General features: G+C 60.5%; 22 protein-coding genes. 8 read left to right on the top strand and 14 right to left on the bottom strand.

Annotated features, from left to right (window positions below):
* Positions 1 to 9: 9 nt before the first annotated feature.
* The gene (locus D3P04_RS07900; protein WP_119747580.1) at positions 10 to 2,262 is read left to right on the top strand and encodes a sensor histidine kinase NtrY-like; all 2,253 of its coding nucleotides are present in this window, start codon (positions 10 to 12) and stop codon (positions 2,260 to 2,262) included.
* The gene (ntrX, locus tag D3P04_RS07895; protein WP_119747578.1) at positions 2,259 to 3,650 is read left to right on the top strand and encodes a nitrogen assimilation response regulator NtrX; all 1,392 of its coding nucleotides are present in this window, start codon (positions 2,259 to 2,261) and stop codon (positions 3,648 to 3,650) included. The genes D3P04_RS07900 and ntrX overlap by 4 nt, the downstream gene beginning before the upstream one ends.
* 40 nt (positions 3,651 to 3,690) lie before the next feature.
* Here the strand turns inward: ntrX and hisH are convergent, their stop codons facing one another.
* The 4 genes from hisH to D3P04_RS07875 are packed head-to-tail and all read right to left on the bottom strand — an operon-like array spanning position 3,691 to position 6,946.
* A complete protein-coding gene (gene hisH, locus D3P04_RS07890) occupies positions 3,691 to 4,320 on the bottom strand; it encodes an imidazole glycerol phosphate synthase subunit HisH (protein ID WP_119747576.1) in 630 nt (209 codons plus the stop codon).
* Complete coding sequence (gene hisB / locus D3P04_RS07885) at positions 4,320 to 4,907, bottom strand: imidazoleglycerol-phosphate dehydratase HisB (RefSeq protein ID WP_119747575.1); 588 nt, start codon at positions 4,905 to 4,907, stop codon at positions 4,320 to 4,322. Before hisB ends, hisH begins: the two co-directional genes overlap by 1 nt.
* A 45-nt stretch (positions 4,908 to 4,952) precedes the next feature.
* Positions 4,953 to 6,293, bottom strand: a complete 1,341-nt coding sequence (locus tag D3P04_RS07880; protein WP_408634361.1) for a TrkH family potassium uptake protein — start codon at positions 6,291 to 6,293, stop codon at positions 4,953 to 4,955.
* Positions 6,290 to 6,946, bottom strand: coding sequence for a potassium channel family protein (locus D3P04_RS07875; RefSeq protein ID WP_119747571.1), 657 nt, complete (start codon positions 6,944 to 6,946; stop codon positions 6,290 to 6,292). The genes D3P04_RS07880 and D3P04_RS07875 overlap by 4 nt, the downstream gene beginning before the upstream one ends.
* 386 nt (positions 6,947 to 7,332) lie before the next feature.
* On the opposite strand from D3P04_RS07875, the gene D3P04_RS07870 reads away from it, so the two are divergent.
* The 3 genes from D3P04_RS07870 to zapA all read left to right on the top strand — a co-directional run bounded on the left by D3P04_RS07870 (position 7,333) and on the right by zapA (position 10,078).
* Complete coding sequence (locus D3P04_RS07870) at positions 7,333 to 8,985, top strand: BCCT family transporter (RefSeq protein WP_182912772.1); 1,653 nt, start codon at positions 7,333 to 7,335, stop codon at positions 8,983 to 8,985.
* Positions 8,986 to 9,091: 106 nt separating this feature from the next.
* Positions 9,092 to 9,715 (top strand): hypothetical protein, encoded by a 624-nt coding sequence (locus tag D3P04_RS07865; protein WP_182912771.1) that lies wholly within the window; start codon positions 9,092 to 9,094, stop codon positions 9,713 to 9,715.
* Entirely contained in the window at positions 9,716 to 10,078 is a 363-nt protein-coding gene (gene zapA, locus D3P04_RS07860; protein ID WP_119747567.1) for a cell division protein ZapA, read from the top strand.
* 65 nt (positions 10,079 to 10,143) lie between these two features.
* Here zapA and D3P04_RS07855 read toward each other — a convergent pair whose 3' ends face one another.
* The gene (locus D3P04_RS07855; protein WP_119747565.1) at positions 10,144 to 10,917 is read right to left on the bottom strand and encodes an alpha/beta fold hydrolase; all 774 of its coding nucleotides are present in this window, start codon (positions 10,915 to 10,917) and stop codon (positions 10,144 to 10,146) included.
* 94 nt (positions 10,918 to 11,011) lie between these two features.
* On the opposite strand from D3P04_RS07855, the gene D3P04_RS07850 reads away from it, so the two are divergent.
* The gene (locus tag D3P04_RS07850; protein ID WP_119747563.1) at positions 11,012 to 11,371 is read left to right on the top strand and encodes a hypothetical protein; all 360 of its coding nucleotides are present in this window, start codon (positions 11,012 to 11,014) and stop codon (positions 11,369 to 11,371) included.
* Between the two features lie 93 nt (positions 11,372 to 11,464).
* Positions 11,465 to 12,649, top strand: coding sequence for an MFS transporter (locus tag D3P04_RS07845; RefSeq protein WP_119747678.1), 1,185 nt, complete (start codon positions 11,465 to 11,467; stop codon positions 12,647 to 12,649).
* Here D3P04_RS07845 and D3P04_RS07840 read toward each other — a convergent pair.
* Positions 12,570 to 13,331: a DUF599 domain-containing protein gene (locus D3P04_RS07840; protein ID WP_119747561.1), complete on the bottom strand. Its 762-nt coding sequence runs from the start codon at positions 13,329 to 13,331 to the stop codon at positions 12,570 to 12,572. The two genes, D3P04_RS07845 and D3P04_RS07840, sit on opposite strands and share 80 nt — an antisense overlap.
* Before the next feature lie 579 nt (positions 13,332 to 13,910).
* Between D3P04_RS07840 and D3P04_RS07830 the strand changes: the two genes are divergently transcribed.
* On the top strand, positions 13,911 to 14,363 hold the full coding sequence (locus D3P04_RS07830; RefSeq protein ID WP_119747557.1) for an Hsp20 family protein: 453 nt from the start codon (positions 13,911 to 13,913) through the stop codon (positions 14,361 to 14,363).
* 123 nt (positions 14,364 to 14,486) lie between these two features.
* Here the strand turns inward: D3P04_RS07830 and recR are convergent, their stop codons facing one another.
* From recR to oppB, 8 genes are all read right to left on the bottom strand, one after another.
* Entirely contained in the window at positions 14,487 to 15,086 is a 600-nt protein-coding gene (gene recR, locus D3P04_RS07825; RefSeq protein ID WP_119747555.1) for a recombination mediator RecR, read from the bottom strand.
* 4 nt (positions 15,087 to 15,090) lie between these two features.
* Complete coding sequence (locus tag D3P04_RS07820) at positions 15,091 to 15,435, bottom strand: YbaB/EbfC family nucleoid-associated protein (RefSeq protein ID WP_119747553.1); 345 nt, start codon at positions 15,433 to 15,435, stop codon at positions 15,091 to 15,093.
* Positions 15,436 to 15,438: 3 nt separating this feature from the next.
* Entirely contained in the window at positions 15,439 to 17,232 is a 1,794-nt protein-coding gene (locus D3P04_RS07815) for a DNA polymerase III subunit gamma/tau (RefSeq protein ID WP_119747551.1), read from the bottom strand.
* 56 nt (positions 17,233 to 17,288) lie between these two features.
* Positions 17,289 to 18,773 (bottom strand): inorganic phosphate transporter, encoded by a 1,485-nt coding sequence (locus D3P04_RS07810; protein WP_119747549.1) that lies wholly within the window; start codon positions 18,771 to 18,773, stop codon positions 17,289 to 17,291.
* 106 nt (positions 18,774 to 18,879) lie between these two features.
* Positions 18,880 to 19,905 carry an oligopeptide/dipeptide ABC transporter ATP-binding protein gene (locus D3P04_RS07805; protein ID WP_119747547.1) on the bottom strand — a complete coding sequence of 342 codons (1,026 nt, stop codon included), beginning with the start codon at positions 19,903 to 19,905 and terminating at the stop codon, positions 18,880 to 18,882.
* On the bottom strand, positions 19,902 to 20,927 hold the full coding sequence (locus D3P04_RS07800) for an oligopeptide/dipeptide ABC transporter ATP-binding protein (RefSeq protein ID WP_119747545.1): 1,026 nt from the start codon (positions 20,925 to 20,927) through the stop codon (positions 19,902 to 19,904). The genes D3P04_RS07805 and D3P04_RS07800 overlap by 4 nt, the downstream gene beginning before the upstream one ends.
* A gap of 1 nt (position 20,928) precedes the next feature.
* Positions 20,929 to 21,852: an ABC transporter permease subunit gene (locus D3P04_RS07795; protein ID WP_119747676.1), complete on the bottom strand. Its 924-nt coding sequence runs from the start codon at positions 21,850 to 21,852 to the stop codon at positions 20,929 to 20,931.
* Positions 21,853 to 21,858: 6 nt separating this feature from the next.
* Complete coding sequence (gene oppB / locus D3P04_RS07790; RefSeq protein WP_119747543.1) at positions 21,859 to 22,782, bottom strand: oligopeptide ABC transporter permease OppB; 924 nt, start codon at positions 22,780 to 22,782, stop codon at positions 21,859 to 21,861.
* Between the last annotated feature and the right edge of the window lie 100 nt (positions 22,783 to 22,882).

The following is a 22,882-nucleotide window of genomic DNA, read 5'->3' as shown; positions in this document are numbered from 1 at the left end:
GGCGGGTCCGTGTCCGGGCTGAGTTGGGATAGTTTAGCGCAAATCCGGCTTGGCCGGCAGTGGCGCGGCATTGTATTCTGGAGCCTGCTGACTGCTGGTGGCCTGTTGATGCTGGCGACGCTGGCGGTTCTGGGGCCGATCAATATCGATGCGCAGGGGCAGTCCCTTCGCACGGTGTTGCTGCTTGATCTGTTTTACCTGATCATCCTGATTGTCGTCGTGATCGCCCGGATGGCGCGGTTGATTACGGCCCGGCGCCATTCCGGCAATGCGGGCGCGCGGCTGCATCGAAGACTTGTGCTTGTGTTTGCCGGTCTGGCGCTTGTTCCGACGGTTCTGGTCGCGTTATTCGCAGGCTTTCTTGTCAATATCGGGCTTGAAGGATGGTTCTCGGAGCGGGTGCAGCAGGTGGTCACCAATTCCCAGGCCGCCGCCGAAGCCTATCAGGAAGAACATCGCCGGGATCTGACCGAGGATGCCCATGCTCTGGCAGGCGTATTGGTGCAGGCGGGGCGCGCCAATCCGCTGATTGACGATGGCGAGATGCGCCAGCTTCTGGTGCAGGGCCAGTCGCTGATCCAGCGCGGTCTGCGCGAGGCTTATATCATCGACGGCTCGGGCGAGATCCGTTCGCGTGGCGAGCGCAGTTATCAGTTCTGGTACGAGGCGCCGGGCAGCGAACAGCTTGACAAGGCGCAGTCCGATGGGCTGGTCCTGATCGAAGACTGGGAGAATAACGAGTTCCGGGCGCTTGTCGCCTTGCCGCCGCTGGCGGATCGCTATCTTTATGTGACCCGCGATGTCGATGGTAATCTGCTGGGGCTTCTTGACGAGACCCGCGCCACGGTCGGCGACTACCGGCAATTGAAAGAGACGCGCGGGCAGGTGCTGTTCGAGTTTTCTCTGGTCTATCTTGGCTTCGCTTTGCTGTTGGTTGCGGCCGCGGTCTGGATGGGCCTGTGGTTCGCAAGTCGTCTGTCGCGCCCGATCGGCCTTCTGGCGGATGCAAGTGAACAGGTCGGGCGGGGCAATCTGGATCTTCAGGTGCCTGAGCTGGATACCGGTGACGAGATTCAGATACTTGGGCAAAGCTTCAACCGTATGACACGGCAGCTCAAGACGCAGCGCGAAGAACTGGTGGAAAGCTATCGCGCTTCGGATGAACAGCGGCGGTTATTCGACAATGTGCTGAGTTCGGTGACATCAGGGGTGATTGGGCTCGATCCGCAGGGTGGGATCGATTTTCTGAACCGTTCGACCATCCGCCTTCTGGGCCTTGACCCGCAGCGTGACATCAACGCTTTGCTTTCGACGGCGGTGCCGGAATTTGCACCGCTGTTCCAGCGTCTTTCCGGCTCTGTCGCGGAAACCTTGCAGGATGAGGTGCGCCTGACACGCGACGGGCAGCTGCAAAGCCTTCTGGTGCGGATGGCGGTTCGGCGTGCGGGGGATGGCGGGCTTGAAGGCTTCGTGGTGGCTTTCGACGATGTAACGGAACTGGTCAGTGCCCAGCGGATGGCCGCATGGGGCGACGTCGCGCGGCGCGTGGCCCATGAGATCAAGAATCCCCTGACCCCCATTCAGCTTTCGGCCGAACGTTTGCGGCGCAAACTGACTCCGCTTGCCGATCCCGAGGAAAAGACCTCGTTGGATCAGTATGTTGATGTCATCATCCGCCAGACCAACGATTTGCGCCGGATCGTCGATGAGTTCAGCCGCTTTGCCCGGATGCCCGAGCCGGATCGCAGCGAAGTCGATCTTGCGGCGCTGTTGCGTGAAGCCGTGCTGCTTCAGCAGGACGCGCTGCAAGGGGCAATCGAGGCGAGTATCCCGGAAGAACCGGTCGTCGTGGACTGTGACCGGGGGATGCTGAGTCAAGCCTTCACGAACTTGCTTAAAAATGCAGGGGAAGCCGTTGAAGAACGGGCGAAATCCTCTCCTGAAGACTGGCATCCGCGGGTCGCCGTCACGATGAAGACAGGTTCGGATTTCGTCACGATCCGCATCATCGACAACGGGCCCGGTCTGCCCGCGGACCGGTCGCGTCTGTTCGAGCCCTATGTGACGCTGAAATCGCAGGGAACCGGACTGGGATTGCCGATCGTCAAGAAGATCGTCGAGGAACATGGCGGCAGTCTTGCCCTGACGGATGCTCCGGATCGTGACGGCGCCATGGCCGAGATCCGGCTTCCGCGAGAGCGGAACCCCATACGCGGCAAACAACGTAAACCCAAAGAGAAAGACGAGGCAGGTGTGATATGAGCGATATTCTGATCGTCGATGACGAACGCGATATCCGTGAACTGGTCGCCGATATTCTGAAGGATGAAGGCTTCGCGACCCGGACGGCCGCGAATTCCGATGAGGCGGTCGCGGCGTTGAATGACGGGGAGCCCGCGCTGATGATCCTTGATATCTGGCTGAAAGACAGCCGGATGGACGGGATCGACATTCTCAAACAGGTCAAGCGCGACAATCCCGACGTTCCGGTGATCATCATTTCGGGCCACGGCAATATCGAGATCGCGGTCGCCGCCATCCGGCAGGGCGCCTATGATTTCATCGAGAAACCGTTCAATATCGACCAACTCATGGTGGTCATCAATCGCGCGATGGAAACCAGCCGTTTGCGGCGCGAGAACAGTTCCCTCAAACGCGGGGACAGCCGTCCGACCGAAATGATCGGGCATTCCGTTGCCTTCAAGCGGTTGCGCGACAATCTGGACAAGGTAGCCAAGTCGAATGGCCGTGTCATGCTGGCAGGAGAGCCGGGAACCGGCAAGGAACTCGCCGCGCGTTATATCCACGCCAATTCCCCTCGCGAATCCGCCTCCTTCATCACGGTCTCATGCGCCGCGATCGAACCCGAGCGCATGGAAGAGGTGTTGTTCGGTCGTGAAAGCCCCGAACGCGGGGTCGAGCCGGGGCTGCTGGAACAGGCGCATGGCGGGGTGATCTATTTCGATGAGGTCGGGGATATGCCCCTTGGTACCCAGCCCAAGATCCTGCGCGTCCTGACCGAACAGCAATTCACCCGCGCGGGCGGCTCGGACAAGGTGCGGGTCGATCTGCGGGTGATTTCTTCGACCAATCGTGACCTGCCGGCCGAAATCGCGGCTGGCCGTTTCCGGCAGGAGCTTTACGACCGCCTGAACGTGGTTCCGCTTGCCGTTCCCTCATTGGCAGAGCGGCGCGAGGATGTCGGGCCACTGGCATTGCATTTCATCGAGCAGTTTCAGAAGCATCAGGGATTGGTTGCCCGGGAATTGCCGGATGAAACCATCGCCGCGCTTCAGGCCATGCGCTGGCCGGGCAATATCCGCCAGTTGCGCAATGTGATCGAGCGCGTCCTGATCCTTGCCGAGGAAACCGGATCGATCAAACCGTCCGAGCTTGAGCCGCAAGGGGCCACGCCCGACAACAGCGACGCCCTGAGCCTTGGTCCGCAGGTGATCGCCATGGCATTGCGCGAAGCGCGGGAGATGTTTGAACGCGAATATCTGCTTGCCCAGATCAACCGTTTCGGCGGCAATATCAGCCGCACAGCGCAATTTGTCGGGATGGAGCGCAGCGCGCTGCACCGCAAGCTGAAATCCCTTGGCGTTGTCGGCGGCGTTCGCAACGATGAAGAGATGATCAGCGGAAAGTAAAGCGGCGGCCATAGCTGTTGCCGCCGGATCCGGATCGGTCTTAAGGGGCCCACCGCAGGAAATTGGCGATCAGGTGCAGGCCGATCTTTTGCGATTTCTCGGGGTGGAACTGAGTGCCGACGATATTGTCCCGGCCAACCACCGCCGTAACCGCGCCGCCATAGTCGACATGGGCCAGAAGATGCCGGGGCTCGGCCACGCGGAATTGCCAGCCATGGACGAAATAGGCGTGATCGCCCGTGCTGATACCCTCAAGTATCGGGTGCGGCCGGTCGATCACCAGATCGTTCCAGCCCATATGAGGCACCTTAAGCCCCGGTGCATTGATCGCTTCCACCTCTCCGCCGATCCAGTCCAGCCCTGTCGTTTCCCGATATTCGTAACCCCGGGTTGCCAGCATCTGCATGCCGACACAAATTCCCATGAAGGGAATGCCACGCCCAAGAACGGCTTCGCACAAGGCCTCAGCCATACCATTGACCTCGCCCAGTGCCGTGCGACATGCGGGAAAGGCCCCGTCGCCGGGCAGCACGATCCGGTCGGCCCGCGCAGCGATGTCCGGATCCGACGTCACGATCACCTCGGCGCCCGCATCACGCCCCATAAGCTGGAACGCTTTTGCTGCCGAATGCAGATTGCCGCTGTCATAATCGATCAGGGCGACCCGCATCACAGTGCGCCCTTGGTGGAAGGTAATGCGTCCGACATGCGGGGATCAGCCTCGACCGCTTCGCGCAGGGCGCGGGCAACCGCCTTGAAGCTGGCCTCGGCGATATGGTGACTGTTGATCCCATGCAGCCGGTCGACATGCAGGGTGATGCCGCCATGCGTGGACAGGGCCTGAAAGAACTCTCGCACCAGTTCGCAATCGAATGTGCCGATCTTCGGGCTGGGAAAATCGACATTCCAGATCAGATATGGCCGTCCCGACAGATCCAGCGCAGCACGCAGAAGCGCGTCATCCATGGCCAGATGAAAGCTGCCGTAGCGCCGGATCCCGATCTTGTCCCCAAGTGCCTGCACCAAAGCCTGCCCGATGGCGATACCGGTATCCTCTACCGTGTGATGATCGTCGATATGCAGGTCGCCATCCGCGCGGATCGTCAGATCGATCAGCGAGTGGCGCGATAGCTGGTCCAGCATGTGATCGAAGAACCCCACGCCGGTCCGGTTGTCATATTGGCCGGTGCCGTCGAGATTCAGCGTGACCTCGATTTTCGTCTCGGCGGTCTTGCGGGTGATCGTGGCCTTGCGCATGGGATTCCCTTTCATATCGGGGCGCTTATAGGACGGGCGCGGCCATCAGCCAAGATGCACCTGACCTTCCGGATAGCGGACGCGGGGTGTCACCCGCGCGGCAAGGAAGAAGCCAAGTGTCAGAGGTCCGACCCGTCCCAGAAACATTATCATCATGATGATTGTCCGACCTAATCCATCCAGTTCTGATGTATATCCGCGCGACAGGCCGACATTTCCGAAAGCCGAGACGACTTCAAAACCGATCGCCAGAAAATCACCATCCTGCGTGGCCAGCATCAGGAATGTTGCGGAAAACACCAGAACGACGGCAATGGCGATCAGGGCCATGACCTTCAGCACCTCTTCCAGCCCGATCGAACGCCCGAAGGCCCAGATTTCGGTCCGGCGGCGGAAGAAAGCCAGCGTTGCCAGCAGCATGACCACAAGCGTCGTGACCTTGATACCTCCGGCCGTCGAGGTCGATCCGCCACCGATCACCATCAATGCCATGTAAAGAAGCGAGGTCGACTCATGCAGCGCGCCGGTATCGATGGTGACAAAACCCGAGCTTCTTGGCGTCACTCCGTGAAACCATGCCAATGTCATACGCGCCGCAACGCTGTCATAGGCTCCAAGCGTGTGCGGATTGTTCCATTCCAGAAGGGCGGTCAATCCTACGCCCACCACGATCAGCGCCGCGCTTCCAACCAGCATCAGCCGCGTATGCAGTGACCAGCCATGCCAGAACCGTTGGTGGAAGATATCCGAGATGACGACATAGCCGATGCCTCCTGTGATGAAGAGCAGAGGGATCACGCTGTTCACTACGGGGTCGGTCGCATATGCTGTCAGACCTTGCGGAAAGGTCGAGAATCCCGCGTTGTTGAAGGCCGAGATCGAGTGAAAGACCGCATGCCACAGCCCCGGCCCCAGCCCGGTGCTGGGAACGAAGGTCAGGCATAGCAGCAACGCACCGGCAATCTCTGCCAACAGCACGACACGGAATATCGTCTTTACGAGCTGGATCAGCCGCTTGTATGAAGTCTGTTTCAGATCCTCGCGCAGATAGGTGTGATGGGTGATCCCCAGCGGGACACCCAAGGCGGACAGGACCAGCACGGCGAAGGTCATCAGCCCCAACCCGCCAAGTTGTATCAGCAGCAGGATCACCAGATGACCCCAGAATGTCAGCATTTCCGCTGTATTGATCACTGCCAGTCCGGTCACGGTGACTGCCGCGGTCGACGTGAACAGCGCATCACTGATGCTGATGGCCCCATATGTCATGAAGGGCAGTTTCAGGGCGGCCGCGCCCAGAACGATCAATGTCATGTACGAGATGGCCAGCACGGCGGGCGGGGGCGTCCGTCCGAGCCATGCCTGCACCGCCCTGCGAGGCGTCACAGCTGGTCGCCGAATTGCGTCAGCTCCGCCCGTTTGCCCAGCAGCAGCAGCCGGTCATTGGTCAGCAGCCCCGGATCCCCCCCGTGAAGATCGACATATTCGGTGCCACGCATGATGCCCAATGCGATAATCCCCTCGCTGAACGGCAGCTCCGAAAGTTTCCTGCCCTCCAGCCTTTCGGGGATCAGCAGATTGACCACCGAGAAACCGTTGCCCAGATTGATGTAATCCTGCACCGCCGGGTTGTTCAGCATTTGCGCGGTATGCTGTCCCATCTCGGTCTCAGGCAGAACGATCCGGTCCGCGCCGATCTTCGAAAGGATGCGGTGATGGGTGCGGTTCAGCGCCTTGGCCCAGACCGTCTCTACCCCGATCAGACGGAGATTCATGGTGGCAATAATGCTGCTTTCCAGATCGTTGCCGATCGAGATCAGCCCGACATCATATTGCCCCGCCCCCGCTTCTCGTAGCGCACCTTCGTCGGTGGCGTCCAGAATAACGACATTCGAAAGCTGTTCGGCCAGCGCTGCCACTCGTTGGTGATCCTTGTCGATACCCAGAACCCGATTTCCGAATCGCGCCAGCTCGGTTGCGACCACGCCGCCGAAAGAGCCAAGGCCGACTACGACGAAAGTTCTGTTTGGTTTGCCCATCGGGTCCCCGGCCGAATGTCCAAATGCTTACATTCTGGATCTGCGCTGCAAGAAAGGTCAAGACGAAGCGGGGAAGAGTCGCTTCTGCCGTTTAACATGTCGTTATTTTGGCTGTTTTTGCAGCCCCTGGGTCATTGTGATACGGATGTGAATGTGAGTGAGCGTTGTGTGAGGTTTTCCGATCGATAGCAACATCGATGGCAACGCTGAATCGACCCGATCGACACATAATGAGAAAGGGACGCATGTCAGATCAAACTCCAAATCCGCCCGGTAAGGACCCTAAAAAGGGACATAAGGGCCGCCCAGGCGATGAGCGGCGAGAACGTGAAGTTCTGGGCGGTCGCCACGAACCGGAGCCAACGCCCGATACTGGCCAAGAGGCTATGCCAGTGCCCGAAGGACCGACCGAGATCATCAAGACATCATTCCAGGTCGGACAGGATAATATCGAGGGTGAAGCACCGTTTCCGTTCGATATTCATAATCCGGTCTTTGTGATTTCCGCAGGTGCCGTTGTTCTCTTTACGGCCATTACGATCATCCTGCAATTTGCGACTTCCGTTCCGCCGATAGATGGCGCGGAGCAGGTAAGTGGCGTGCAGGTGGCATTCGAAGGAGTGCGCGATTGGGTGACATCGACTTTTGACTGGTTCTTCCTGATTGCAGGCAACATCTTTGTGCTGCTTTGCCTCGGGTTGATCGTGACGCCGCTGGGCAAGGTCCGCCTGGGCGGGCCCGAAGCAACGCCAGACTTCACGATGATCGGCTGGTTCTCGATGCTTTTTGCTGCCGGTATGGGCATCGGCCTGATGTTTTATGGCGTCAGCGAACCGCTGGGGCATTTCCAGGCCGCCTTCACTGGTCCGGTCGTGGAAAACGGCGTACGGACGGATTGGGCGCCTCTTGGCGGCGCCGCGGGAGACGAGGCTGCCGCGCGGAGTCTGGGTATGGCGGCGACGATCTTCCATTGGGGACTTCATCCCTGGGCGATCTATGCTGTGGTGGCGCTGTCGCTTGCGCTGTTTGCTTATAACAAGGGCCTGCCCTTGACGCTGCGCTCGGTATTCCATCCGTTGCTTGGCGAGTCCGTCTGGGGCTGGCCGGGGCATATTATCGATGTGATGGCAGTGCTGGCGACCCTGTTCGGTCTTGCGACTTCGCTGGGTATCGGGGCCGAGCAGGCCGCGGCCGGGTTCGCGTTTCTTGGCATGTTTGAAGCAAGCGATACCGCCAAGGTGGTTCTGATTGTAGCGATTACCGCCGTGGCAACCATGTCGGTAGTCCTTGGCGTCGAAAAAGGTGTCAAGCGCCTGTCCGAGCTGAATATGGGTCTGGCGGTAATACTGTTGTTCTTCGTCATCCTGGTCGGACCAACCGGCGAGATTATCGGTGGATTCTTCAGCAGCCTGGGCGCTTATGCGAAGGAAATCGTGCCACTGTCGAATCCGTTCGGGCGCGATGACGACAATTTCCGCCATGGCTGGACGGCGTTTTACTGGGCATGGTGGATCAGCTGGTCTCCCTTTGTCGGCATGTTTATCGCCCGCGTGTCGCGTGGCCGCACCGTGCGCGAATTCCTGATCGCCGTGCTGATCGTGCCGATGCTGATCTCGGTTCTGTGGATGACTGCGCTTGGCGGCACCGCAATTACCAAGACGATCGAAGGGATTAGCACCATCGGCGATGCGGCGCTGGAAATCCAGCTATTCGAGATGCTGCTGCATCTGCCGCTGACCACTATCACCAGTACGGTGGGGATCATTCTGGTCATCGTATTCTTCGTGACCTCGTCCGATTCCGGTTCATTGGTGATCGATACGATCTCGGCGGGTGGCAAAGTCAATGCGCCAGTTCCGCAGCGGATTTTCTGGTGCACGATCGAGGGTGTCGTGGCGCTTGCCTTGCTGTTGGGCGGCGGTCTGGGCGCCCTGCAGGCGATGGCGGTTTCGACCGGCTTGCCCTTTACGCTGGTGCTGCTTGGCGCAAGCTGGGCGACGGTCAAAGGGCTGCTGGCAGAGCGGCGAGAACTTGCCTGAATTTACCTTCTTAGAGATCGGAACGGGCGGGATTTTCCTGCCCGTTCTTGTTTTATTGTCTTATGGGTGCGAAAACCGGGAATAACGATTCCGAAGGACTGCCAAGATGAGCGATATTGCCGCCAGTGAACGCCGCCTCAGCGCTGCACTCGACCGGATGGATCAGCTTCTGGATTCGAGCGTTTTTCCGAGGAACAAGACCGGAGCTGTCATCCCGGACCCGGATATTAGCCAAGAACTCGCAGCGGTAAGGGCCGAGAATGCGCAACTCCGCGCCGAGATCGACGAATTGCGCCGGGTAGAAGAATCCGTCGCTGCCACAACTTCCGAGGCCGCGGTTGACGAACGTCTCGCAGACGCGGGCGAGCAGGCGGCCCGGCTTGCAGCGGCGAATGACGATCTGGCTGCGGCCAACCAGGCCCTGATCGAGACTGTGTCGGGACAGGGCGATGCGGATGCGGTCACCTCGATCCGGCAGGCTCTGGAGGCCGAACTGGAAGCGTTGCGCGCGGCGCGTGCCGCCGAGATTTCCAACCTTGGTGATATCATCATGGAGCTTGAAAGGCTGTTGCCCGATGATGATGGGGTATCGGCATCCGGTGGTCACGCGGAAGAGGATGCGGATCGGACCGGGTCGGGCGGTGCTGCCGAGAATCGGCAGGGTGTCTTTTCCGCGGTTTACGATGATGCATCCGATGACGGTGACGATACCGGGCAGGAGGACAAGTAAATGGCGGAAGTGGAATTCACGATTGGCCACAAGGAATACCAGCTTCGTGCTCAGGATGGCGAAGAACGGTTGCTTGAACGGGCTGCCGCGGTGCTGGATAACGAAGCGCGGCAAATCCTCGAACAAGCGGGGCGTATGCCGGAACCGCGGCTTTTGCTGCTTGCCGGTTTGATGCTGGCGGATCGTTTCGTATCGCTGGAGGCACGGGCCGAGAAGGCTGAACGTCTTGCCAACCGGCTGCAATCAAATCCGGCGCGGGTTGAGGTGCCGGTCATTCCCGCAGATCTGAAGGAAGCGATGGCCGAACTCGCCGCCCGCGCCGAATCCCTGGCCGAGCGGCTGGAGGAAGAGCGGGCGGGCTGAAGAACCATCCCCTGTCTGCTTCATGGGCCATCCGATGCCATGATCACTGGCCGGAGGCGGGCGCGTTAACCCTTGCCCAGAAATGCCGCCAATGTTTCGGCGACTGCTTCGGGCGCATCCGCATGCATCCAGTGTCCCGCATGTTTGATGCGCAGTAATCGTGCCTGTGGGAAATAGCTGCGGATCGCTGCCTCGCCCGTATCGTCTACATAATCGGACTCGGCTCCGTTCATGAACAGGGCCGGGCCGTCGAAACTGGCTTTCGGCAGATCCTCGGGCCAGCCGGTCGCCCGATCCATGCCGTCCCGCAGGGCAGGCAGGTTCAATTGCCAGCGCGGCGGATCGGATTTCAGATCGAGCGATTGCAAAAGAAACGCGCGCAGCCCGTCACTATGGATATGCTCGGCCAGTCTGCGGTCGGCTTCGCTGCGGCGATCCACGCCGTTCAGATCGATGGCTTCCATGGCATCGATCAGATGGGTCTGGCTATGGTCATAGGTTACTGGCGCGATATCCATCACCACCAGTTTGCGGATCAGTTCGGGACGGGTCAGGGCCAGCATCATGGCCGCCTTGCCGCCCATCGAATGCCCGGCCAGATCGGCGCGTCCGCCTTGTGCCTCGATCACCTCGGCCAGATCACCCGCCATTGCGGCATAGCTGTGATCAGGCGTGTGGGGACTGTCGCCATGGTTGCGCTGATCGACAAGGACAACCCTGCGATATTCGCTGAGTCGGCGGGCGATCGCGCCAAGATTCCGCCCTCGTCCGAACAGACCATGCACCAGCAATATCGGCAGGCCCTGATCCTGCCCGGAAACGGTGAAATGCAGCTTCATATCTGTGATCCTAAGATGTCTGGCGTGTCCTTGCCATCCCGTTTATGACATTGCCATGAGCCGGAATGCACATTCAATCGATGATGTCCGTGAAATGAGCCACGAGATCGCGCGCCTGATGGCCGAGCGGCTTGGCGGGATACGGCGGGGTGAAATGCCGGATATGCAGGTGATGTTGCGCCGCCGGGGTGGATCGCTGCCGCGGAAACAGCGGCGGGCGGCAAGGGTTCTGGCCGAGGCGGAATTGCATAGCGCACAACCGAAGATCGCTCGTCAGATGGACCTGAACGCCATCAGCCGGGCTTACAATTCCCTGACGGATTATCTGCTGCCTTTGGGCGGGATGAGCCGCTGGCGCAATCGGATCCTGAATTTTGCGGCCTCTGTGACCCTTGGCCTGATCGTGGTTACGGCGGTTGTGATCTGGCTTCTGGTCGAACGCGGATATCTTTGATCTGCAATTCCTGCAATGCAGCCTTGTCTGTGATATGCCTTGCCAATGCTGCGGCGCAGCATGATTGTGGCGCCGAAGCAGAAAGGATGCTCGATGAGTGATTCGCAGAATTTGCGGCCCGCCATTCTGGCCCTCGCATTGGGCTCGTTTGCGATCGGAACCTCTGAATTTGCGGCAATGGGGCTGTTGCCGTATTTCGCCGCCGATCTTGGCGCGACCGAACCTCAGGCTGGTCATGTCATCAGCGCCTATGCGCTGGGGGTGGTGGTCGGTGCGCCGCTGACCTCGATCCTTGGGGCCAGACTGCCGCGCCGGCGCTATCTTGCGGCGCTGATGGCGTTTTACGGCGTGATGAACCTGCTGGCTGCGATCCTGCCCGGGCTGGCGGTCCTGACCGGCACGCGGTTTCTGGCCGGGTTGCCGCATGGCGGTTTCCTGGGCGTGGCGATGCTTTATGCGGCAGATGCGCTTCCGCGCGAACATCGGGCAAGGGGAGCCGCGCAGATTATTCTGGGGCTGACTGTCGCAAATATCGCCGGCGTGCCGCTGGCCGGGGCTTTGGGGCAGGGGATCGGCTGGCGCTGGGGATTCGCGCTGCCCGGGCTGCTTGCCTTGATCTCTGCATGGGCGATCCTGCGGCTGGCGCCCCGCGTGGGCGGCAATCCAGATGCGCGGCCCCTCGATGAGTTGCAGGCGCTGCGCAATCCGCGGGTGCTTTGGCTGCTGGCGGTAGGGGCCATCGGTTTCGGGGGGTTGTTTGCGGTCTATGCATTCCTGACGGCGGCGATGCTGGCGACGACGGATGCGCCGGGATGGGCGATTCCTGTGGCGCTTGCGGCTTTTGGGATGGGCGGCACGCTTGGTACCTGGGCGGTCGGTCTGATCACCGAGCGGCTGGGCCATATCCGCACGGCCTATATCAGCCTTGCCACCATGGGCGTAACACAGGCTTTCGCGGCGGTGGTTGTCGGAGATTGGGTGCTGATGATCCTGTCCTCCTTCCTTCTGGCGGCGGGTTCGGGACTGGTCATCCCCTTGCAGACCCGGCTGATGGATGTGGCAGGATCCGCGCAAAGCATGGCCGCCGCCATGAATCATGCGGCATTCAACGCCGCCAACGCTCTGGGTCCGTTTCTGGCGGGCGCGGCGCTTGCCGCCGGATGGGGCTGGCGGGCCCCCGGGCTGGTCGGGATTGCGCTTACTGCTGCGGGGGCGGTGGTGCTGACGCTGGCGGTCTGGCAGGATCGGGCAACTGCGGCACCGGAAGGCTGCGCATGATGACCCGGCGCGAATTCGAGGCGAATTCGCGCCGCCAGGTCACGTAGAACACGATGATTGTCGCCGCGATCAGTGCCCATGCCCCGCCAAGCCACGCCAACCCTCCAAGCGCGAAATAAACGCTGCGCAACCCGGCATTGAAACTGCGGGCGGCGGTGATATTCAGTTCTGCTGCCTGAGATGCGCGTTCACGCGCCATCGGATGATCGATCTCATTCGGAACCGCCGCCATCATGATCGCGCAATAGCCGAACAAACGGTGAGACCAGACGAATTTGAGAAATGCGTTCACCACGAAAAACATCGGTACAAGCAGCTTGAACTCCCACAAGAGGGTATTGCCCTGTTCGAGTTCAAGCCCCTGAACGATGCTGCGCAGCCGGTCGGTATTGCCGATCAGGGCCAAAGTGCCACCGATCGCGATCATGCAGGCCGAGGCGAAGAATGCCGTGCCGTCGCGCAGGCTGGACAGGATATTGCCGTCGAAGATGCGCGGGTCACGGGTGACGAAATGCTTCATCCATTCGCGACGATAGCGCATCATTAACACCGAGACCGAGGGCTTTCCGGCGGGTGGGCTCTCGATGATCCAGCCCACCCCAAGCCATGCCGTGAAGAACAGCAGAACAGCCACAAGATCGGGTATGGTCAGGTTAGTGGCAAAGGGAATATCCGTGAGCATGCTTGGGTCCAGAATTGCGATTAATCGTGCCTGCCGGATGTCTTGCCGGTCCGGGCCTTCACTATATCACGGGTATGACGCCTATCGGAGTGCCGTTTATTCTGCATTCGATCGGAACTGTCCTGTTCGGTTTCCATGCTATCCGCTGCGATCCCTGTCACGCCCAGATGACAGGGAATCTTGAAGCGCCGGTTCTTCTCGGCCCTCCGTCGCGACCATGAGTTCAGCCAGCGCCGAAATCCGTGCATGCCATACCTCGCCATGTCGCCCTCCGTCATCTGCGCCAGACATCCGGACCGCAATATCCTTGTGCTGAAGCCGTGCGATCTGGCGTTGCGCGATGGGCCAATATGAGTTTCCTGCCTGCGATTGTCCTGGAATATCCGGCAGGGACAGGTTGCCATCAAAACCCGATGCGGGAAACGGGTCAAGATGATGGGAAAACTTTATACAGGGCCTTGAAACCGCCGAATCCATCACCAGATTTTTGCCATCCGCGGCCGGAATGGCGCGGGTAAACCGCCCGCCCGGTCACCGGGGGGCAATCGATACAGCATCGCTTATGAAAGGATGTGACTGATGCGTAATCTTGACCTGGCTCCGCTTTATCGTGCCACCGTGGGGTTTGACCGCTTGGCCGATGTCATGGATCGTGCGCTTACCGCCGATCTGGCTGCGCCAACCTATCCCCCTTATAATATTGAGAAAACCGGTGATGACAATTACCGTATCTCGGTCGCTGTGGCCGGATTCAGTGCCGATGATCTGAGCGTTGAACTTCGTGACGGCGCAGTGATCGTTTCGGCGAAGAAAGCCACCGAGGACGAAGACCGCAACTATTTGCATCGCGGGATCGCCACCCGTGCTTTCGAGCGCAAATTCACCCTTGCCGATCATGTCCGTGTTGATGGCGCCAGCCATGTCGATGGCATGCTGCATATCGACCTCGTACGCGAGATTCCCGAGGCGCTGAAACCTCGCCGGATCGAGATCGCCAAATCGGCCCCCAAGGTCGAGAAGCTGGACGCCTGAACGGTGTTTCGCGAAGGCCGGGGGCGCTGCCCCCGGACCCCCGAGGTATTTACCACAAAGAAGAAAGAGGCGGTTTTCGAACCGCCCTTTGTTTTTTCGAATGGCGTTTTCGGGCCGATGATCCTACAGGCTGCGGCGCGCCCTTAAGGCGGCACTGATCGTGCCGTCGTCGAGATAATCGAGTTCCCCGCCGATCGGCACGCCTTGCGCCAGACCGGTGACGACGACCTCGCTCGATTCCAGTGCGTCGGCGATGTAATGCGCCGTCGTCTGGCCGTCCACGGTCGCATTGAGGGCGAGGATCACCTCGCGGACGCCTTCGCTCGCGATACGGTCGATCAGGCCGGGGATGCCGAGATCTTCGGGGCCGATTTCGTCCAGCGCCGAAAGCGTGCCGCCAAGGACGTGATAGCGACCACGAAAGGCGTGACCGCGTTCGAGCGCCCAAAGGTCGGCCACGTCCTGCACCACGCAGATTTCGCCATTGGCGCGGGCCGGATCGGAGCAGATCGCGCAGATGTCGCGATCGGTGATATTGCCGCAGGTCAGGCATTCGCGCGACGCATTGGCGACGCTGTCCAGAAGCTGGGCGAGCTGGGTCATCTGACCGTTGCGTTTGCGGATCAGGTGCAACACGATCCGCCGGGCCGAGCGGGGCCCGAGGCCGGGCAGCCGCGCGATCAGCGCGATCAGCGCCTGAATATCGTCGCTGCCCTCGGCCATGCGCCTAGAAGGGCAGTTTCATATCGGCGGGCAGGCCAAGTTCCTGCGTGATACGCGACATTTCGGATTGCATCTTGTCCTGCGCACGGCGCTGCGCGTCCTTGATGGCGGCAAGGATCAGATCCTCGACCACCTCCTTTTCGCTTGGCTGGAAGATCGACGGGTCGATATCAAGTGCGGTCAGTTCCCCCTTGGCGGTGCAGCTGGCCTTGACCAGACCTGCGCCGGATTCGCCGGTCACGATGATCTTGTCCATGTCTTCCTGCATCTGCTGCATGCGGTCCTGCATGTCCTTGGCGGCTTTCATCATCTTGGACATGTCTCCAAGCCCGCCCAATCCCTTGAACATTATCTAATCCTCATCTTCGAAAGGGTCCCATTCCTCGACTTCGGCGACGGGGCCGTCGATGTCATGCGGGTTCGTCGCACCCTCGGCTGCTATTTCCTCGGTCTTCGCAGTCTCAGATACGAGGCGGGTGACGTTTTTCAACTCGGCTTCCGGAAAGGCCGCGAAAATCTGCTGCACGATGGGCAGTTGCAATGCCCTTTCACGCGCCTCGTTCGCGTCCGCTTCGCGGGTTTCCGCGATTGTCGGGGCGCCGCCGCTATTCGAGACAGTGACCACCCAGCGAGCGCCCCCCGTCCAGCCACGCAACCGCTCGGCCAGACGCTGCGCGAAATCGGCGGGGGGATTGGCTCGGGGTTCGAACTCGATCCGGCCGGGGGAATAGCGGATAAGCGCGACATGACGCTCGACCTGCATCAGCAGAAGCATGTCGCCCATGCGCCGGATCATCTCGATGACCGAGGCGAAATCGGGATAGGCTGCGAAAACATCCGGCGACAAGGCAAGCGCGGTTGCCGCGCCCGAAGGTTGCACCATTGTCAACGGGGCAGGGCGCGCGGCGCGGGGCGCCTGGCCGTTCGGTGCCTGACCGTTCACGGGAGGGGTGGCATTGCCGCGCGCGAATTCGCCCGCGCTTTGCGCCTGCTGAACCTTGCGGATCAGTGCCTCGGGGTCGGGAAGGTCGGCCACATGCGTCAGGCGGATGATCGCCATCTCGGCGGCCATCATGGCGTTGGGCGCGGCAGAGATCTCTTCCAGCGACTTGAGCAGCATCTGCCACATCCGGGTCAGCACCCGCATCGGCAGGCGTCCGGCCAGATCCTGTCCGCGTGTGCGTTCGTCCGGGGAAATGGTCGGATCTTCCATCGCCTCGGGTGTGATCTTGACGACCGAGATCCAATGCGTGATCTCGGCCAGATCGCGCAGAACGGCCATCGGATCGGCGCCGTCGGCATATTGCGATTGCAGTTCGGTCAGGGCGCTTGCGGCATCGCCGCGCAGGATCATCTCGAACAGGTCGATGACCCGGCCGCGATCCGCCAGCCCAAGCATCGCCCGCACCTGATCGGCCCCGGTTTCGCCCGCGCCGTGGCTGATCGCCTGATCCAGAAGGCTGGTCGCATCGCGTGCGGAACCTTCGGCGGCGCGGGTGATCAGAGCCAGCGCCTCATCGGTGATCTGCGCCTCCTCGGCCGTGGCGATGCGGTGCAGAAGCGCGATCATCACCTCGGGCTCGATCCGGCGCAGGTCGAAACGCTGACAGCGTGACAGGACGGTGACGGGCACCTTGCGGATTTCGGTCGTGGCGAAGATGAATTTCACATGAGGCGGCGGTTCTTCCAGCGTCTTCAAGAGTGCGTTGAAGGCGCTGGTCGACAGCATGTGAACTTCGTCAATGATATAGATCTTGTAGCGCGCCGAAGCCGCACGGTAATGCACCGAATCGATGATTTCGCGGATATCGCCGACGCCGGTGCGCGAAGCCGCGTCCATTTCCAGAACATCGACGTGGCGGCCTTCTGTGATCGCGGCGCAATGTTCGCATTGTCCGCAGGGCTCGGTTGTCGGTCCGCCCTGACCGTCGGGGCCGATACAGTTCATGCCCTTGGCGATGATCCGGGCGGTGGTGGTCTTTCCGGTGCCGCGGATACCGGTCATGATGAATGCCTGCGCGATGCGGTCGGCGGCAAAGGCATTCTTCAGGGTGCGCACCATCGCATCCTGCCCGACCAGATCGGCGAATGTCTCGGGCCGGTATTTGCGGGCCAGCACCTGATATGCGGGTTTTTCGTCGCTCATGCGTTCCTCGGCAGTCGTGCCACTCTAGCCATGGCGGCGATGGCGGGCAACAGGGCTTACGATGCGATCAGCCTGATCCCAAGGAAAATGACGCTCGACAGCAGTGCGGCGGCGGGAACAGTGACGATCCATGCAGCCGCGATGGTCAGCACATGAGAGCGGCGGACCAGTTTGCGGCGGCGGCGCTCATTCGGGGCAAGCCGGGGACGGTCGGGGATCGCAAGATGCGCCATGCGCAACCGGCGCTCGGAATCCCATTCCCGGAAAAATCCAACGCCGAACACCGCACCGACGGCGATATGGGTGGAACTGACCGGCAGGCCAAGCCAGCTTGCCAGAATCACGGTGATTGCCGCCGACAGCGCGACGCAATAAGCGCGCATCGGGTTCAGCTTGGTGATCTGGCTGCCCACCATGCGGATCAATTTCGGTCCGAACAGAAACAGCCCGAATGAGATTCCAAATGCGCCGATCAGCATCACCCAGAGGGGAATGCTGACGGATTCGGTAAAGTTGCCGGTGGCAGAGGCCGAGACGATGGCGGCAAGCGGTCCGACCGCATTTGCAACATCATTCGCACCGTGGGCGAAACTCAGCAAGGCGGCCGAGACGACCAGCGGGATGCCGAACAGTACTTTCAGCGATTTGTTCCGGTTTTCCAGCCCATGCGACTGATAGCGGATGATCGGAATCATCGCCAGCCAGACCAGCACGCCCAACACGACACCGATCAGCATTGCCGTGCCCATCGAGATCGTAAGGACATGTTTCAGACCCTTCAGGGCAAGATAGGCGGCGAAGGTGCCTGCCATGATCCCGACCAGCACAGGAACCCAGATTCGCGCGGCGGCGATCTTGTCGTCGCGATAGATGATCCGCGCCTTGATGAACCACAGGAAACCGGCGGCGCATAATCCCCCGAGGGCCGGTGAGATCACCCAGCTTGCCGCGATTGCGCCCATTGTGCCCCAACTGACCGCAGTTATCCCTGCGGCCGTGATTCCGGCCCCCATGACACCGCCGACAACGGAATGGGTGGTCGAGACCGGTGCACCGATCCATGTCGCCAGATTCACCCAAAGCGCCGAGGCCAGAAGTGCCGCCATCATCGCCCAGATGAAAACCGCGCTGTCGGCCATGCTTGAGGGCGCGATAATTCCCTTGGAAATGGTCGAGACGACGTCTCCACCGGCAATCAGGGCCCCCGCGCTTTCGAAGATCGCGGCGATGGCAATGGCGCCGCCCATGGTCAGCGCATTGGCGCCGACCGCCGGACCCATATTGTTGGCAACATCGTTGGCGCCGATATTCAGTGCCATATAGGCCCCGAAGCCCGCAGCGATCGTTACGATCAGGGCGTTGTTCTCATGCCCAAGGAACAGCAATGCGGCGAAGCCGGCCAGCACGATGAAGACAAGGGCAATGCCCGGGCCGATCAGCGAACGGCCGATATTGGCCGTGGCCATTTCGAGATTGGAGAACCGGCCAAGATCGCGGTCCAGCGTCTCGAGATGGCGCGCTTCGAAATTCTTGTCCGCCATAACAGCTCCTTGCAGACGAATGTTCTGCCTATGAGCGATTCACTCCGGTGGCAAGTGGTGCCTGCGCATTGGCCGGTTGTTGCCGATCGGAACGGTGTCGTTCCGGCTAGGCCGCTTCGATACGCCGTGCCGCCGCGATTTCCTCTTCGGTCAGCGGGCCGGGGAAGTGGCAGGCGATCTGATGCGAATCGCCGGATGGAACCGGTGTTTCCGCAGCGCATTTCCCGGTCGCGCGCGGGCATCGCGTGCGGAAGACGCAGCCGGAGGGAGGCGCGAAGGGCGATGGCAGATCGCCCGCCAACGGCACGATTGAGGCGGCCATGTCATGGGTGGGATCAGGGACCGGCACCGCCGACAGAAGCGCCTGAGTATAAGGATGCAGCGGTGCGGAATAGAGCTCGGCCGTCGTGGCGGTTTCCATGACCTTGCCCAGATACAGCACCATCACCCGATCGCTGATATGTTTCACTACCGACAGGTCGTGGGCGATGAAGATCAGTGCAAGGCCGAATTCTTTTTGCAACCGGATCAGCAGATTGATGACCTGTGCCTGAATCGAGACATCCAGCGCACTGACCGGCTCGTCGCAGATGATCAGTTTCGGTTCCACGATCAGGGCGCGGGCGATACCGATCCTTTGGCACTGTCCGCCGCTGAACTCATGCGGATAACGGTTGATCTGATTGGGCAGCAAACCGACCTTTTCCATGATCGCCTTGACCCGCTCTTTCACCTCCGGGCGTTTCAGCCGTGGGTTATGCGTGATCAATGGTTCGGCGATGATCTGGCCCACGGTCATGCGCGGGTTCAGCGAGGCCAGAGGGTCCTGAAAGATCATCTGGATATCGTTGCGGTATTTCATCATCTTGCCGGGAGACAGCCCGATCAGATCCTTCCCGTCGATCCATTCCGCCTGACCTTCGGCAGGCACCAGCCCGATCAATGCGCGCGCCAATGTCGATTTCCCGCAGCCGGATTCGCCCACGATACCCAGCGTCTCTCCGGGGTTAAGGCTGAAATCGACTCCGCTGACGGCATGCAGATTGCGCGGAGGGGTCCACGGCCAGTCGCCTTCACGGCGCAGGTGAAAAGTCACGCGAAGGTCGCGCACGTTCAGCAGGGGGCGGGTCATGCCTGTCCTCCTTGCGTCACGTGTTGGGGCGCCGGGGGCGGGGGCAGGCGGTGCTGCAACACGTCATCCAGGGGAACAAAGCACGCGCGAGACCGTGCGTCCGCGAAGGGTTCCAGCACCGGGCGGCTATTTGCGCATTCCTCGCGCGCATAGGGGCAGCGCGGCTCGAAGGCGCAGCCCGCCGGCGGGCGTGTCATATTGGGCGGCGCGCCGGGAATCACGGCAAGCTCGTCGCCGTCATGGTCGATCCGCGGGATCGCATGCAGCAATCCTTGCGTATAGGGATGGGCGGGGCTGGCGAAAAGCGGGCCGACCGGACCGGTCTCGCGGATACGGCCGCCATACATGACCGCGACCTGCTTGCATGAACTGGCGACGACGCCCAGATCATGGGTGATCAGGATCATTGCCATGCCGAAATCGCGCTGCAATTCGGCCAACAGCGTCATGATCTGCGCTTGCACCGTCACGTCAAGCGCCGTCGTCGGTTCATCCGCAATCAGCAATTGCGGACGGCATAGCAGCGCCATCGCGATCATGACCCGTTGCCGCATCCCGCCTGAAAACTCATGCGGATACAGGCGCACCCGCCCTCTGGCATCGGGGATATGAACAGCATCCAGCATGCGGATGGATTCGGTTACGGCGTCGCGCTTGCTCATGCCTTTATGCAGGGTCAGAACCTCTGCCATCTGGTCCGAGACGCGCATATAGGGATTCAGAGAGGTCATCGGATCCTGAAAGATCATCGCGATCTTCTCGGCCCGGATGCGGTTCAGGGTTTTCAGCGGCGCGTTCAGGATTTCCTGCCCGTCGAAGCGTACCGAACCCGTCGCCCGGCCATTCCGCGCCAGAAGCCCCATGATGGCGAAAGAAAACTGCGACTTGCCGCTGCCGGATTCGCCCACCATGCCCAGCGTTTCGCCCGGCTCCAAGGACAGATTCACGTCATTGACCGCGTGAACCGTGCCGTCATTGGTCTGAAAGCTTACATTCAGATCGGTTATGTCCAGTAAAGCCATATCAGCGATCCTTCGGATCAAGCGCATCACGCAGACCGTCTCCGATGAAGAAAAAGGCGAACAGCGTGATGACGAAGAAAAACAGCGGGAAGGCAAGCTGCCAGATCGTGCCGTAGGTGATCGTATCGGCGCCTTCCGAGATCAATGCGCCCAGCGAGGTCAACGGTTCCTGTATCCCAAGCCCTAGGAAACTGATGAAACTTTCAGTCAGGATCATCAGCGGCACCAGCAAGGTGGCATAGACGGCCACCACCCCCAGAAGATTGGGAACGATATGGCGAGTGATGATCTTCCAGCCCGGCACACCCGTGGCGCGGGCGGCCTCAATGAATTCGCGGTTCTTCAGGCTCAGGGTCTGGCCGCGCACGATGCGCGACATTTCCAGCCAGGAAATCATGCCGATGCCCAGAAACAGCATGCCGATCGAACGTCCGAACATCACCAGCATCAGGATCAGAACGAACATGTAAGGGATCGACATCAGGATATCGACAAGCCGCATCATGATCTGATCCACGCGCCCGCCGATGAATCCGGCCGCCGCGCCGTAAAGCGTGCCGACGATCATTGCGATCGCCGCGCCGACGACGCCCACCATCATCGAGATCTGGGTGCCCTGTACGGTGCGCGAAAACAGATCCCGGCCCAGATCGTCGGTGCCGAAATAATGGCCGTTCTCGATCGAGGGCGCGCCCATCTGGGCAACTTGCCCCATGACGGCGAAATCCAGCTCTTCATTCGACCAGACCGCGAAGAATTCCCCGAACAATGCGAACAGGACCACCAGCACCAGCAGCGGCAGCCCGACAATCGCCGCCTTGTTGCGGAAGAACCTCTTTCGGGCATCGGCCCAGGGACTGCGGCCCTTGACGTCGTCCTGGACCATCCGATCGGCGAGGCTTTGCATCTTGGCTTGCTCGATCATCATGGTTCAATACCGGATCTTGGGGTCGATCCATACGTAAAGGATATCGACCAGCAGGTTGAACAGGATCGTCAGCGTCCCCAGCAGGATGGTTACACCCATCATCACCGCATAATCGCGGTTCAGGGCGGAATCGACGAAGGATTTCCCGATGCCACCGGTCGAGAAGAACATGTCGATCACGACCGAGCCCGTGATCATCGAGACAAAAACCGGGCCAAGATAGCTGATGACCGGCAGCATGGCAGGTTTCAGGGCGTGCCGCAGGATTACCCGGCGCTCTGGCATGCCTTTGGCGCGGGCGGTGCGGATATGGTTCGAGCCCAGCACTTCGAGCATGGACGAGCGGGTGATGCGGGTGATCGAGGCCATATAGCTTGTTGCAAGAGCGATGATCGGCATGATCCAGAATGTCGGATCGCTGAAGCTCCAGCCGCCGCCGGGCAAAAGCCTGTACCACAGCGTGAAGATCAGCAGAAGGATCGGCGCCATGACGAAATTAGGCAGGACCTGCGCCCCGATCGAGATGCCGACGGCCAGATAATCCAGCCAGCTATTGTGCCAGATCGCGGCTGTCACACCGAGCATGACACCGACGAGGACCGCAAGGAGGAACGACAGAATTCCATAGGTCAGCGTCACCGGAAAACCCTTGGCGATCAACTGGTTCACCGTCAGGTCGGGATAGACGAAGCTTGGCCCGAAATCGAAATGCACGACGATACCGTAAAGATAATCCCAGATCTGCTTCCACAGCGGATCGTCAAGTCCGTATTTCGCATTCAGATTGGCCAGAACCGCCGCCGGAACCTCGCGGTCCTTCGAGAAGGGTCCGCCGGGGGCGAAATGCATCAGGATATAAGAGATGATGATCAGCAGCAGCAGCGTGGGTATCGCTACGGCCAGCCGTCGCATGACATATGCGAACATCCGGGAGCCTCCCTGAAAATTAAGAGATCGGTACCTGTGACAGTTGTTAGGTCAGGGCTTATGACCGAAACCGGGAAAGGATGAAACCCCTCCCGGTGAA

Origin of the sequence: Paracoccus onubensis, assembly GCF_003591515.1 — a bacterium.
Taxonomy (GTDB): domain Bacteria; phylum Pseudomonadota; class Alphaproteobacteria; order Rhodobacterales; family Rhodobacteraceae; genus Paracoccus; species Paracoccus onubensis.
This window is presented reverse-complemented; position numbering and strand designations above follow the sequence as displayed.